A 14,244-nucleotide genomic window follows, 5' to 3' on the forward strand; every position below is an offset into this window, starting at 1 on the left:
GTAGTTCTTGTGCTGCGCGTCTCTAGATAGATATTTTTTTGTCTTTCATAAATAAATTTACTGGCTCTAAAAGAAAGTGGCACAGGGCAAAAAATATTTTTTTTCCTCTAGCAATAACTGCCCTCTGCCTTGATTCGGTAACGTGTCATAATATCCATTCTGAAGAGCGATCGCCCAAATCTAGAGGAATACTCACAGCTTTGCCGAGGCGGGGGCGATCGCGTGTTTGGACAATAAAAGTTTGTACCTGTATTGACCCACCCAAGGCATGAAGATAATTGGCAATGCTGTCGAGATGCTCTTGGTACTCCGCCTCGCTCAAGGGAAAAGAAGCTTGCTCCAGATACTTCCACATTACTTGCAAAAATATCTTTCCCTGTGCCCGTCGCAACTGGACATCGTAAGAATATCCCCACTTATCAAGCAACATCTGGCGTAATTCCTGTCCTGTCATAGCTTTTCTCAGTCAGATTTTACATTTAGTTATGATGTTAAGTTCCGTGACTCCAGTATGATAAGGATATAAAGAAATGTAATGCTAACAGAAAAGATGCTTGATATATCTTGGAACAAAGAAGTATAGCATCGTTGTGAGCGCTAGCATTTCGACTTAGACAAGAGTTGCTCAAGTACTAGTACTTTTGTCAAAATGCTTAACAAAATACACAAAGAGCGCGTAGATTATGGCTCAATTTTCTGAATCAGCAGACGTGCCCGATATGGGGCGTCGTCAGTTCATGAATCTGCTCACTTTTGGGACTGTCACTGGAGTAGCTCTGGGTGCATTGTATCCCGTTGTCAACTACTTTATTCCACCTGCCAGTGGTGGTGCTGGTGGCGGTGCAACGGCAAAAGACGAGCTAGGTAACGATGTTAGCGTCAGTAAATTTCTAGAAAACCGCAATGAAGGCGATCGCAACCTAGTCCAAGGACTAAAGGGAGATCCCACCTATATTGTGGTGGACAGCAAAGAGGCGATCAAAGATTATGGCATTAACGCTATCTGCACCCACTTGGGTTGTGTCGTCCCCTGGAACATTGCTGAGAACAAATTCAAGTGTCCTTGTCATGGTTCCCAGTATGACGAAACTGGTAAAGTTATTCGGGGACCAGCACCATTGTCTTTGGCTTTAGCCCACACCAAAGTAAACGACGACAAAATCGTTTTGACCCCTTGGACTGAAACCGACTTCCGCACAGGTGATTCGCCTTGGTGGTCTTAATGAGTGCTGAGTAAGGGATGAGGGATGAGGGAGTGAGGGAGATGAGGAAGAAATAACCCATGCCCAATGCCCACTTGCCCTGAGCGTACCCCTCCGGGGAAGCAAGCTACGCGTAGCGTCTCCAAGAGTTGCCGTTCGCGTAGCGTCTCGTAGAGAAGGGATGCCCACTTGCCCTGAGCGTACCCCTCCGGGGAAGCAAGCTACGCGTAGCGTCTCCAAGAGTTGCCGTTCGCGTAGCGTCTCGTAGAGAAGGGATGCCCAATGACCAATGACCAATGACTAATTCAATCGTCGCCCTTATAGAGATGAGAAATGTTTTCTTAACAGCGAGGTTAACTCGCAGTGCTAGAGTAATTGTAAAAACATTGCTCATAGCGATCGCTACTGTGACATTTTACTTCACCAGCGATCTAGCCCTTCCCCAATCTGCTGCCGCCTACCCTTTTTGGGCACAGCAAACCTATCCCGAAACCCCCCGCGAACCAACAGGGCGAATTGTTTGTGCCAACTGTCACCTAGCCGCCAAGGTTACAGAAGTGGAAGTTCCCCAATCGGTGCTACCTGACACTGTATTCAAAGCCGTGGTGAAAATCCCTTACGATATCACCGCCCAGCAAGTTGGTGCCGATGGTTCTAAGGTTGGCTTGAACGTCGGTGCTGTACTGATGCTACCTGAAGGCTTTAAGATTGCTCCTGAAGACCGTCTTTCCGAGGAACTTAAAGAAGAAGTTGGCGACACTACCTTCCAACCCTACAGCGAAGACAAAGAAAACGTCGTCATCGTCGGTCCTTTACCTGGTGAACAGTATCAGGAAATCGTCTTCCCAATTCTTTCTCCCAACCCCGCAACCGACAAAAACATCCACTTCGGTAAATATTCAGTTCATGTAGGTGGTAATCGGGGACGCGGACAAGTTTATCCCACTGGCGAAAAGAGCAACAACACTGTTTACAACGCTTCTGCTACTGGCACAATTACCAAGATTGCCAAAGAGGAAGATGCAGATGGTAACGTCAAATATCTAGTAAACATCCAACCGGAGTCTGGTGATGTTGTCGTTGATACGATTCCTTTAGGGCCAGAACTGCTTGTTTCCGAAGGGCAAACAGTTAAAACTGGTGATGCTTTGACCACTAACCCGAACGTCGGTGGATTCGGTCAAAAAGATGCAGAAATCGTATTACAAGACGCTTCTAGAGTCAAATGGATGATTGCGTTCACCGCTCTTGTAATGTTGGCTCAAGTTATGCTGGTGCTGAAGAAGAAGCAGGTTGAGAAAGTTCAAGCTGCTGAGATGAATTTCTAAATTCTTTGCTAAATTATTACTTGTAGGACAGGCATCTTGCCTGTCTTTTTTAACGTTAGTTACACGAAGCCTGGAAATTTGGGGCTTAGGGTTGCTATAGAAAATTTCCCTAGTGGAGACACGACATGGATGGGACAGCCTTAGTTGTGGGCGCGAGCGGCATCATCGGCAGCAATCTTGCGAGAGAACTGATCGCGAATGGATGGACGACCTATGGGTTGGCCCGAAATCTTAAAAAAGGGGTGGAAGGGTTACGCCCTGTTGCTGCCGATCTGCTCGATCTAGCTAGCCTGAAAACTGCGCTGTCAGACATCGCCCCGACGCACATCTTCATCACGACGTGGATGCGTAATGCGACCGAGGCCGAGAATGTCAGGGTCAACGGCACGATGGTTCGCAATCTGCTGGATGTTCTGTCACCGAAGGACTCAGTGCAGCACGTCGCCCTCGTCACCGGCCTCAAGCACTATCTCGGGCCATTCGATGCATACGCCAGGGGCGGATCGCTGCCAGAAACTCCATTGCGCGAGGAGCATCCCCGGCTCGATGTCGAAAATTTCTATTATGCTCAGGAAGATGAGGTCTATGCCGCAGCAGCCCGTGACGGTTTCACCTGGAGCATTCATCGCCCTCACACTATCATTGGAAAGGCGGTCGGCAATTTGATGAACCTCGGCACGACGCTGGCCGTGTATGCCGCGATCTGCAAGGAAACCGGGCGCCCGTTTCGCTGGCCAGGTTCTGAAGCGCAGTGGAAAGGCATCTCCGACATGACCGACGCGCGGGTGCTGGCGAAGCACCTAGTCTGGGCGGCGAAGACCGAAGCGGCGCACAACGAGGCGTTTAACGTCGTCAATGGCGACATCTTCCGCTGGATATGGTTGTGGGGGCGGCTGGCTGACTGGTTCGGCATCGATCCCATCGGCTTCGACGGCACAACCCACCCGCTCGAAGCCGAAATTGCAAATGAAGGTGCTGTCTGGCGCGAGATCGCAAAGCAGCATGGCCTCGCCGAGCCGGATCTGAGCCGTCTATCGTCTGCATGGCACACTGATCTCGATCTTGGGCGTCCGATTGAAGTCATGACCGACATGTCGAAGAGCCGCAAACTCGGCTTCTCCATATACCAGAAAACGGACGAGTCGTTTTTTGACCTGTTCGAGCAACTACGCGCAGATCGGTTGATTCCGTAGAACCTCGGTGGATGGCACTGGTAGTAGAGACGTAGGTTGGGTGGAGCGGAGCGCAACCCAACATATATTAGTCTGTTGGGTTACGCAAAGCCTCCACCCAACCTACAATTTTTTTGCTAGCTTCCCTCTCCTTATAAAGGAGAGGGATTGAGGGTGAGGTAAACCAGGGACATAAATTGTATGTTATTTAATTCTTATTCCTTAGTTACACAAAGCCTGTAAATTTGGGACTTATACCAATTGCTGTACCTCTACCAACGTATTTGTATCATTATTAAAGTGAAACGGTATTAACCGCGAGTAAACTTTATGAACTCAATCATGGTTATTCATCCCTATAAATTCGGTGAGATGTGGGTGTTTGACGATGACAAAGTAGGTCTAGTTCAAGAGCCTTTCGTGGCAGGGGCAGACGAAATTATTGAAAGAATGGTGGCACAGATTCCAGATGCAGGGTCAGGGTTCAGTTTGGTCTTTTCTGCATTTCCTTTTCCTGGCTACCAGATCAAGTTTGACTGGCGTCGTGAAGAATATGGAGGTAACTGGTATTACAGCGCAGATTTAGATCGGGAAGGATGGCTCTGCCCTGCTCTATTTAAGTATTTTCATGAAGCTCCCAAAGAATTTTACGCTCAGTTCAAAGCGAAAATAAACCGAGAATGTTGATGAAGCTGATGAAGATGAGGGCATTATGATGAGCCTTTTCCTTGACTTAAATAAGGGACTTCCAAATAAAAAAATGTCCTAAAAACTGACCCAAAAGCCTCTCTATTTCTCCTCTCTCTGTGTTCTCTGTGTCTCTGTGGTTCGTTTCTTTGGATAATTTATTTCTTGGAAGTCCCTAAGCTCAACTCCATGACTAAACACCCTAGTACCGCAGGGCGGAATTAAAAATTACCTCTCGTTACTGGGCTGCTGCCTTGTAATGCTATTGTGGGAGGCAGCAGCCCAGGAACGAGGCAGGGTAAGACTTTTAGCTTAACAAGCTAACCATCGATATTATGCTCAATATGTAAAGTGCGTAAGTCCTAATTTATATCCAAATTCCCTTCGGCAATATATATACTTAGTCAAAAATATTTATATTAACTTATGGAAACCGAGAATGTTGATGAAGCTAATGAAGATGAAGGCATTATTATAAGCCTTTTTCTTGACTCGCTGATGAAGGATGCTGTGCAGAACCCTTCTAAACTTGTTCCTTATACTCAAGAAATGAACGATGAAATGGATGATTTACTAGCTGATGTAGTTATAGATTAATGGCTGCATTTACGTGTAATGGTTTGGCAATTTACGGTAATTATCTATGAAATTAAATGAGGTTGTCCCTTGGGGTAGAACTCTTGAAGAGTACAAGCTGATGTTTGCCTTATCAGATGCAGACCTGAACATGAAAATTCTTGGGTGTGGCGATGGACCTGCCAGCTTCAATGCTGAAATGACAGAACTCGGACATTCAGTTGTGTCTATTGACCCTATCTATCAGTTTTCTGCTGAACAAATCAAACAACGAGTTCTAGAAACTTACGAGCCAGTCATCAACCAGACTAAACAAAATTCAAACCGCTACATTTGGAAAAACTTTCGTGATGCAGATGAACTTGGTTATGCCCGTCTAGCAGCGATGGAGAAATTTTTGTTGGACTATGAAGCTGGTAGAACAGCAGGGCGCTACTTGCCGCTATCTGTACCAAATCTAGAACTAGCTAACAATCAATTTGGGTTGTGTGTGTGTTCCCATTTACTCTTTCTTTACTCTGAGCAGCTATCACTCGATTTTCACATCGCATCTATTCATGAACTCCTGAGAATCTCTCCAGAAGTGAGGATTTTTCCCTTGTTGAAACTTGATTGTGAAGTATCACCCTATATTGAGCCAGTCATCCAAACGTTTTTCAGTCACGGATTTGATGTAAAGGTTCAGCCTGTTGCTTACGAATTTCAAAAAGGCGGCAACCAGATGTTGAAGATTATGACCAGGGTTAGCGGATAAATATCAACGGCAGTCAAATCAATCAATGGACAACAATTGAGGTAAGAAACTATCAACAGCAATGTCTACGGCGGGCTACACTTACGCAATCTGGAATTTTTGGTGATTTCTCAGCTTCCCAGTTATGGCGATCGCATTTTGAGCGATATTATTGAATCTAGCCCTAGTTGAGTTGAGGTATCCGACCATGACAGCCTCAGTAGAGTATATCCCCCTTACCCCGATTGAGTACCCAGATGAGGATGGTAAGCCAATGGCTGAAGGTGATTTACAGCGCAAGTGTCTCGTATACGCTACCACTGTGCTGGAAATTTATTTTCAAAATCACCCAGATGTATACGTCGCTGGTAATCTATTTATTTATTACGAAAAAGGTTATCCAGAATCAGTTGTAGCCCCAGATGTATTTGTGGTCTTTGGAGTGGAAAACCGTGATAGACGCTCTTACAAAACCTGGGAAGAAAATAATCAAACCCCTAATTTTGTCCTAGAGATTACCTCAAAAACTACCCGCAGCAAAGACCAAGGTGCAAAGAAAGGAATTTACGCCTTTCTGGGAGTGCGTGAATATTTCCAATATGATCCCACAGGCGATTATCTCAATCCCCAACTCCAGGGTTTACACTTGGTCGATGGGAATTATTTCCCAGTGGCAACCAATACCCTGTCAGCTGGTACAGTGTCTTTAGCGAGTCAAGTTTTGGGGCTAGAGTTGCGTTTGGAGGCGGGAAAACTGCATTTTTACAATCCAGTTACGGGTCAAACACTCCTAACTCATGAAGAGGAAGCATCTGCACGACAAGCCGCAGAAGAGAAAGCGCAAAGATTAGCTGCTAAACTTCGAGAATTAAATATTGATCCAGATAGCCTTTAGGGTGGGTAAATAACTCCCACCCTACTGCTGTAGTTATTTATGCCTTTTTACTCAGTAAAGGAATTTCAATCGAAAATTCAGTGCCTTCCCCCGGCTCAGATACAAACCAGAGCCTCCCCCCATGTTTTTCCTCAATAATTTGCCGACTAATAGACAAACCTAACCCTGTTCCCTTTCCTACAGGTTTAGTAGTAAACATCGGTTGAGATAATCGCTGTTTGACTTCTTCTGTCATGCCAATGCCATTATCGCCAATTTGAATTACCACCACTGAGCGTTGTTCATGTACAGCAGTGCGAATAGTGATTTGTCCCTTGTCTTCTACAGATAACAAATTAACGCCACTTGATGCAATTTTGGGAAAGTTCGCAACGCAGCTGCTCCTAGTGACAAATGACTCCTCTATCGCATCAATTGCATTAGCCAGGAGATTCATGAAAACTTGATTTAGTGGACCTGGAAAACATTCTACATGTGGCACAGTTCCATAATCTTTAATAACTTGAATTTCACAACGTTCTGAGTTCGCTTTCAAGCGGTATTGCAAAATCAACAGGGTGCTATCAATACCTTCATGAATATCTATAGGTTGTACTACTGAATCATCTCGACGTGAAAAATGCCTAAGGGAATAAATCATCTCTGCTAGACGCTTTGTTCCTTTATGCATAGACGCGATGATTTTTGGAAAATCTTGCATTAAAAAATCAATATCGATTTCATCTATTTTTTGTTCAATTTCTACTTCTGGATTAGGATAATATTGCTGATAAAGTTGAAATAAATCAATAAGATTTCGGGTATATTCAGAAGCGTGACTAAGATTTCCTAAAATGAAGTTGACGGGGTTATTAATTTCATGGGCAATTCCAGCCACCAACTCCCCCAGGGTGGACATCTTTTCTTGTTGTACCAAAGTAACCTGAGCTTGCTGCAAATTCCGAAGCGCTTGAGATAGTTCAAAAGTACGTTCTTCTACCCTTTGCTCTAACTCCTGAGTCAGCTTTTGTAACTTAGTTTCGACTGTAAGACGGTGGGCTATTTCTTGTTGAAGTTGCTGATTATCAGTTTTGAGTTGCTTAGTGAGATTACGGATTTGTAGATGTGTCTTGATACGAGCCAGTACTTCTTCATGCTCAAATGGTTTAGTAATGTAATCTACCGCTCCCAAACTCAAACCCTTTACTTTATCGACAGTTTCCGAGAGAGCTGTCATAAAAATTATGGGGATATCAGAGGTTACAGGATTTAACTTTAAACGCTGACAAGCTGTAAATCCATCAATTCCAGGCATCATTACATCTAAAAGTATGATATCAGGACAGGCGTATTCAGCTTGAGCGATCGCGCCCTCGCCATTCACAGCAATCAATATCTCCCAACCTGTATCCATTAATGCTTCAGATAGTACTTCCAAGTTATTGGGATTATCATCCACAATCAAAATCACCCCTGTCTCTAGAACAGGTATATTCATTGTTCTTCTCCTCGATATGGCTGAATAAATTCCCTAATTTTTTCGATTTGGAAGCTTTTAGCAAGTTGCTGTAATTTTTCGGCAAATGGGATAAACTTTTCATCCAACAGTTTCAGTTTTTGGGCTTGCTCTCGAATGCCTTTGATGTTACCTCTCATCGCTAACTCAAATAGTTGCTCAATTTCTTCAGGTGGTGGAGCAATTAAGTAAGTGTCAAGTAATGGAGAATCAACAGAAGTAATTTTGAGAGTTTGGGTTTCCTTGACTCCTTCTTGATTCTGCGAACTATCATAAATCCATTCAATTTGCAAGTGTTTCTGTAACTTATGGAACAATTCATCTGCTTGCACTGGTTTCGGCAGAAAATCGTTGCCACCTACCTCTAAACTCTCATGCTGATCGGATTTAAATATACTGGCAGATGAAACAATTATTGGTAAATTCTGCAATGGCAATACTCGCAAGCGACGGATCATTTCTAAGCCATTCATGACTGGCATAGATAAGTCAGTGATAATCAAATCCGGTTTCAACTCGATTGCTTTATCAAAGCCCTCCTGACCATTACTTGCCTCTGCTATTTCAAAGCCGATATCACCTAATAAATTGACCACAACAGAACGGTTTTCCCAATTGTCATCTACAATCAAAATTTTCCGCTTATTACCAGTAATCCCTAGAATTTTTCTTTCAGCAGTGACAACAGAACTATTTTGGTTATCGGTAACATTCAGTGTCCCATTTACAGATTTTTCTGAAACAGTTTCATAAACCCATTCAATTTGTAAATATTTCTCTAACTTCTGGAGTAAATCATCAGCGTGTACAGGTTTAGGTAGAAAATCGTCTGCACCAACTCCTAAACTTTTGTGTTGGTCAGATTCAAACACACTGGCAGATGAAACTATGATGGTCAACCCCTGAAACTCTGCTTGCTGGCGGAGGCGACGTGTTAATTCAAAGCCATCCATTACGGGCATTGTCAGGTCTGTAATGATTAAGTCAGGCAGAAATTGCATAGCTTTTTCCAACCCTTCCTGACCGTCACTTGCCTCTGCCATTTCAAATCCAATTTCCTCTAGCAGATTGAGGACAACAGAACGGTTTTCCCACTTATCATCCACAATTAGGATTCTCCGCTTACCAGTGGCGATTCCGACAATTTTGCCAGCAGCCATGACTCTAGCTGATTGCATCCAATCCACTGATTCTGGTAAATCCAAATCAATCCAAAAAGTGCTGCCCTGACCTATCTCACTTTTGACTTGGATTGTACTATCCATTAATTGCACAATTTTCTGACTAATGGCTAAACCTAATCCAGTACCTTCTGATTGCTTTTTGATATCTCCGACTTGCTCAAATGGTAAAAATATTTTATCTACCTGTTCTTGGCTCATGCCAATTCCCGTATCGATGATTTGAAATCTAATTCTATGAGTCGGTTTTTGGTTAGTTTCATTGACTGAAAAATTTTCTCCAAAGCTAACAGTAAATCTCACTCCTCCTTTTTCGGTGAATTTAATGGCATTACCTAGCAGGTTAATTAAGACTTGCCGCAATCGTTTTTCGTCTGCAAAAATCCCAATAGGTAGTTCTGAAGTTGATTGGTAAATGAATGAAATGCTTTTTTGTTCTGCGCGAATCCGACAAATTTCCACCACACTTTGCAGAAATGCCGGCAAATGAAAGTCATTCTTGTAAAGTTCCATTTTCTGGGCTTCAATTTTAGATAAGTCCAGAATGTCGTTAATTAGTGTTAATAGGTGTGAACCGCACTGGTGAATAATTCTTAAGCCATCTTGCTGTTTATCAGTTAAACTTTGATCTCGTTGGAGAATTTGAGCATAACCCAGGATACCGTTGAGAGGAGTTCGTAATTCGTGGCTCATATTAGCTAAGAACTCACTTTTAGCACGGTTTGCTGTGTCGGCAAGTTCTTTTTTTAACTCTAGGGAGTGATAGGACTCGGCTAGGGTTGATGCCATTCGGTTAAACGCTTCTGCCAGTTGTTGAATTTCGTCTTTGGTTTGAATATTCAGGCGGTATTCTAGATTTCCATCCCCAATTTTGGCGGCTCCTTGTTGTAGCTTTTGAATCGAGCGAATTACTGGTAAAAGGATGAGCAATAACTGACCGACAAAAACCATGAGAATGGACAGGATGAGAATTTGTCTGGCAAGTTGAGTAGTCTGTTTAAAGTTATTAAATTCTTGCTTCGCTAAACTATCCTGTTTCTGGAGCTTCTCGGTTAATAATTTTAAGTAGAGTTCAATATCCCTTGAGAAAGCGTTGATTACTCGAAAATCCTGTTGGGATTCAGCTAATTCTAGGGGCTTATCTGTGTTAGATTGATTAGCTAATTCGATTACTAGATTGGCAAGTAGGCTATGGCGATCGCTAATCTTGACTAACTCTGAATTTATCTCTGGCTTTAAATTTTTTAACTCAGCCAAGTTTCTAGTGAATGCAGATAAAGCTTCCTGGTATTTCACCAGGTTAGAAGCATCTCGCCTGAGCAAGATCATATCTTTAAGGGCAGCTACTTGGTTATTTAAAGAGAGGTTTATTTGCAAGATAGTCGTCAGAGCCTGAGCGTTTTTTGCCTGGGTATCCTGTGCTTTTTCTTCTGCTTGCCTGATAAACAGGTCGCCTCCAATTTGGGTAGAGGCAATCAGTCCCAGAACGATCGCAGATGACCCAATACATTTGGTCGTTATCCGCATATTTTGGTTAGCCTCCTTTGCTGGAAACTCGCTTTTGCAACTCTCTAACGATGTCGTAATCTCCGTCTTGCACCAAAGTATAGCCAACTCCAATGCCGCCTGTGGGGTCTACAAGACCTGGGGGTGCGTCAATTAATGCCTTTTTCAAGTCATCTTTCAACTGGACGGAGACTTTACTAGAGGCAACAATGGGCACGCTAGGAAGCGGGATAGATTCCCAGATAATTGTGTATTTTTTGGGGTCAATCTTCTTTTCGTTGACTTGATCGGTATAAGAGCGGCGATCGTCTGCGATCGCATCTACTTCCCCATTGACTAAAGCTTGTTTTGCTTTATCATGGCTACCAGCAAAGATTACCGAGCGAAAGTCTCGTTCAGGATTAATCCCTATTTCTTGAAAATGAGCTGTCGGTACAACATATCCAGATGTCGATAACTTGGTGACAAAAGCAAATCGCTTACCCTTCAAATCCTTGAGGGTTTTGATACCACTTTCTTTGTTGGCAATAATTACAGCTGTGTACCAAGGTCGCTTTGTTTCTTTATTAATCTGAGCAACCAATGGCTCAACCTTGGGATCGCGGCGATGAGCTTCGATATAGCTTGTGGGTGCAAGGTAGGCAATGTCTACCTTTTTTTTGACCAATAAATCAATTGCTGTTTCATAGTCTTTAGTAATTTCAAATTTAAAGGGTCGTTTTAGGGCTTTGCTCAGGTAGTCAGACAAAGGTTGGAGTTTCTTTTCTTGTTCGGCTGAAACCTGCCAAGGAATCACCGCCATTGTAATGGTTGCTTGTTCTTCTCCACCTTGACTGTTAGTGTTAGTAGGCGACTGAGCAATGCTCGGTTGAGTTGCAGAGGAACTTTCACGAGTTGGAGTACAGGCCGTACCAAGTATGGCGATCGCTAATACTGAGGTAAAAAAAATAATCCTTCTACCAAGAATATTAGTTACAACTTTTTTATAAAGTTGCTGCTGCATGGTTTTTATCCTTTTGGAGCTTGTTCTCTTCACAGGGGTTTCACATTTATTAATCCCAAAATGGTATACATTCTCCCAACTTGAAAATAAATAGCCGTCATGAACTGCATACACCAGAACATCAAAAAGAGGGATTGGGAATTAGAGATTAGTATTGTTACTTAGTACTCAGCACTGGCTCAACTTTTTTTGGAATAATTTATTCTTTGGAAGTCCCTGACTTCTTGCGCCGTTTCACTTCTCCCATTATCTACTCCAATCAGGTAGCTACTGAGTGCTGAATATAGTTTAGCTGTTTCCGTATCCTGGCTCAAACTAGAGTACTATAGCTGTTCCCATTCAGATGAGGTACAACATTATATCGCAAGGTGTAGGGGCACGGCAGTGCCGTGCCCCTACGGGTGTACCTTACTAGCTTGGGAAATGCTATAGCTGAAATCGCTACTTTTGATCTCGTTGACAAAAGTTTGTGGGGGAACTGACTTTTTTGGTTGATTACTTTGTCCTGGTGTCACAGACTCGATTGCGAGATTGATGGTAGTTTATTTTTGCACAAACTCCTTGATCCCAATTGCCATACAAGCTATGACACTCAATTTATATTTACTGCGACATGGAGAAACTACTTTTAGTCAAAGTGGTAATTTCTGCGGTGAAACTGATGCGGAGTTGACAACAGAGGGGATGCAGATGGCATCCGGTTTTGCCGATGTTTATCAAAAATTGAAGTGGGAGGCTGTTTATGTTAGCCCGATGAAGCGCACAATTGCAACTGCCAAGCCATTTTGTGATGCTATCGGTATGGATATGCAGTTGCGTGACGGACTTAAAGAAGGTAGTTACGGCGAATGGGAAAGGAAGAGTAAATCATTTGCCCAAGAGAATTACGCAGAAAACTATGTAAAATGGTTGACAGAACCCGCTTGGAATGCACCACTAGGTGGAGAAACTGCGGTAGATATTGCTAACCGTTCTATGCCTGTAATTGCTGAAATCCAAGAAAAACATCCCCAAGGTAATGTTTTAGTAGTTTCCCATAAAGCCACGATTCGGATTATGCTTTGCAGCTTACTGGGAATTGATTTGGGACGCTATCGCTATCGGGTGAATATTTTGGTCGCGTCGGTAAGTATGGTTAAATTTGACGTTAATGGTCCTTTGCTCGAAATATTAGGAGATCGCTATCATATACCCGATCGTATTCGCTCTCGTCCGGGAACATAATAGGCATCACTCGATTTTCAAGACAAGAGGAGTGCGATAGCGGTCTATGTCCTTGGCTGGCGAAGGGGAAAGTTCAAGGACAACGGAAACCAGCAAGTTGTGCAGGTGCGCCCTGGTCTAGATTATGGCTGGCGTAGGCGTAACGCTCCGCGAACGGCATCGCCAATAGTCCAGATTAGCAGATGAGAGCGATCGCTTTTTTTTCCTCTAAGAATGGCAGGGGGCGATCGCTTGAATGGGGAGAGCGATGTCTACGACGGTCACTGAGCGCAGCCGTTCGCGCAGCGTCTCGTAGAGAAGTGCGGGCTGCGCCTAGTACAAGAAGGCAAAAGTAAAAAGGCAAAAGTAAAAAGAAAGAATGCTTATTTTGTAGGCTTTCTGGCTATTTAAAATGGTTGCTTTATTTACGCCGTGTCGTACTAGGCTTTTTTTGATTTTTCTCCGTCTCTAAGTCATAACTATAACCATGATTTTAGTCATGGTTATAGTTATGACTTTTTTCTCTGGTTACTAGCATATTTCGCCGATTATATTTGTTTCACATACCAAAAATACTCTCTTAATTTCTGACGAATTAGTAATTAGTTAAACCATCCTGAAAACTAGTAACTTGTACTGTATTTTATCAGATCAATACCTAAAAATAGTATTGATATACCATTATTTTTTTCGGAGTAAATAAAGTGACTGTCATTGCGATACCTAAAATAAAAAAGATTACACAACAGCGTTTATGGTTTCTACATTGGCTGATGGCAAGTTTCTACTTGCTTTTGTTTGCTGGTGGAATTGACATGACTCACTTAGGACGTGATGTTTTCTATCGACGACCGTTGTATGACTTCCACAAAACTCTTGGAGTTATAGTCATGAGTTTGTTACTAGCACGAATTACTTTCCTGTTACGTGTTCAGCTAAATAACAAGCGTTTATCACAGCAGAAAAAGAATTGGATGCAAACATTTGTTGTCCATACATCTCTGTACTTATTTATGATATTTGTCCCTTTAAGCGGTTACTTATTATCTAATGCTGGTGGTCATGATATCATTATCTTCGGTACTAATATTGCTTTACCACAGCTATTTGTTAAGAATAGGCAATTAGCCCTTTTGGGTACAAGCTTACATTTTTGGTTATCTTACACTTTTCTGGTTTTTATTATTTTACACACCCTACAACAGTGGAGATATTTACGGGGCATTTGGCGGAGATTGTATAAAATGTCAGTGTAGTTATTTA

At 42.9% G+C, this 14,244-nt stretch carries 14 protein-coding genes; 9 read left to right on the plus strand and 5 right to left on the minus strand.

The genetic code is table 11. From position 1 onward, the window contains the following. Nucleotides 1-145: 145 nt before the first annotated feature. Nucleotides 146-454 carry a DUF3067 family protein gene (locus tag V7K97_RS08930; protein ID WP_334800513.1) on the minus strand — a complete coding sequence of 103 codons (309 nt, stop codon included), beginning with the start codon at nt 452-454 and terminating at the stop codon, nt 146-148. 229 nt (nt 455-683) lie between these two features. Here V7K97_RS08930 and petC point away from each other — a divergent pair, with 229 nt between their 5' ends. The 7 genes from petC to V7K97_RS08965 all read left to right on the plus strand — a co-directional run bounded on the left by petC (nt 684) and on the right by V7K97_RS08965 (nt 6,593). Then, nucleotides 684-1,223, plus strand: coding sequence for a cytochrome b6-f complex iron-sulfur subunit (petC, locus tag V7K97_RS08935; protein WP_334800514.1), 540 nt, complete (start codon nt 684-686; stop codon nt 1,221-1,223). A gap of 305 nt (nt 1,224-1,528) precedes the next feature. Beyond that, the gene (gene petA, locus V7K97_RS08940) at nt 1,529-2,530 is read left to right on the plus strand and encodes a cytochrome f (RefSeq protein ID WP_334800718.1); all 1,002 of its coding nucleotides are present in this window, start codon (nt 1,529-1,531) and stop codon (nt 2,528-2,530) included. A 125-nt stretch (nt 2,531-2,655) separates the two neighbouring features. Beyond that, nucleotides 2,656-3,723, plus strand: a complete 1,068-nt coding sequence (locus V7K97_RS08945) for an SDR family oxidoreductase (RefSeq protein ID WP_334800515.1) — start codon at nt 2,656-2,658, stop codon at nt 3,721-3,723. Between the two features lie 309 nt (nt 3,724-4,032). After that, nucleotides 4,033-4,389 (plus strand): DUF6717 family protein, encoded by a 357-nt coding sequence (locus V7K97_RS08950; RefSeq protein WP_334800516.1) that lies wholly within the window; start codon nt 4,033-4,035, stop codon nt 4,387-4,389. A 426-nt stretch (nt 4,390-4,815) separates the two neighbouring features. Further along, on the plus strand, nt 4,816-4,986 hold the full coding sequence (locus tag V7K97_RS08955; protein ID WP_334800517.1) for a hypothetical protein: 171 nt from the start codon (nt 4,816-4,818) through the stop codon (nt 4,984-4,986). A 46-nt stretch (nt 4,987-5,032) separates the two neighbouring features. Further along, entirely contained in the window at nt 5,033-5,719 is a 687-nt protein-coding gene (locus V7K97_RS08960; protein WP_334800518.1) for an SAM-dependent methyltransferase, read from the plus strand. A gap of 187 nt (nt 5,720-5,906) precedes the next feature. Beyond that, nucleotides 5,907-6,593 carry a Uma2 family endonuclease gene (locus V7K97_RS08965; protein ID WP_334800519.1) on the plus strand — a complete coding sequence of 229 codons (687 nt, stop codon included), beginning with the start codon at nt 5,907-5,909 and terminating at the stop codon, nt 6,591-6,593. Between the two features lie 37 nt (nt 6,594-6,630). On the opposite strand, the gene V7K97_RS08970 is transcribed toward V7K97_RS08965, so the two are convergent. From V7K97_RS08970 to V7K97_RS08980, 3 genes are read right to left on the minus strand one after another with little or no spacing between them, the layout of a single operon-like run. Further along, nucleotides 6,631-8,070 (minus strand): hybrid sensor histidine kinase/response regulator, encoded by a 1,440-nt coding sequence (locus tag V7K97_RS08970; protein WP_334800520.1) that lies wholly within the window; start codon nt 8,068-8,070, stop codon nt 6,631-6,633. After that, complete coding sequence (locus V7K97_RS08975; protein WP_334800521.1) at nt 8,067-10,796, minus strand: response regulator; 2,730 nt, start codon at nt 10,794-10,796, stop codon at nt 8,067-8,069. The genes V7K97_RS08970 and V7K97_RS08975 overlap by 4 nt, the downstream gene beginning before the upstream one ends. A gap of 7 nt (nt 10,797-10,803) precedes the next feature. Next, a complete protein-coding gene (locus tag V7K97_RS08980) occupies nt 10,804-11,778 on the minus strand; it encodes a phosphate/phosphite/phosphonate ABC transporter substrate-binding protein (protein WP_334800522.1) in 975 nt (324 codons plus the stop codon). A 585-nt stretch (nt 11,779-12,363) separates the two neighbouring features. Here V7K97_RS08980 and V7K97_RS08985 point away from each other — a divergent pair. Then, entirely contained in the window at nt 12,364-13,002 is a 639-nt protein-coding gene (locus tag V7K97_RS08985) for a histidine phosphatase family protein (RefSeq protein WP_334800523.1), read from the plus strand. A 175-nt stretch (nt 13,003-13,177) separates the two neighbouring features. Here the strand turns inward: V7K97_RS08985 and V7K97_RS08990 are convergent, their stop codons facing one another. Then, nucleotides 13,178-13,345 carry a hypothetical protein gene (locus V7K97_RS08990; RefSeq protein ID WP_334800525.1) on the minus strand — a complete coding sequence of 56 codons (168 nt, stop codon included), beginning with the start codon at nt 13,343-13,345 and terminating at the stop codon, nt 13,178-13,180. A 340-nt stretch (nt 13,346-13,685) separates the two neighbouring features. On the opposite strand from V7K97_RS08990, the gene V7K97_RS08995 reads away from it, so the two are divergent. After that, nucleotides 13,686-14,237: a cytochrome b gene (locus V7K97_RS08995; RefSeq protein ID WP_334800526.1), complete on the plus strand. Its 552-nt coding sequence runs from the start codon at nt 13,686-13,688 to the stop codon at nt 14,235-14,237. The last annotated feature ends 7 nt before the right edge of the window (nt 14,238-14,244 follow it).

It is taken from the genome of Nostoc sp. (assembly GCF_036917815.1).
GTDB lineage: Bacteria > Cyanobacteriota > Cyanobacteriia > Cyanobacteriales > Nostocaceae > Nostoc.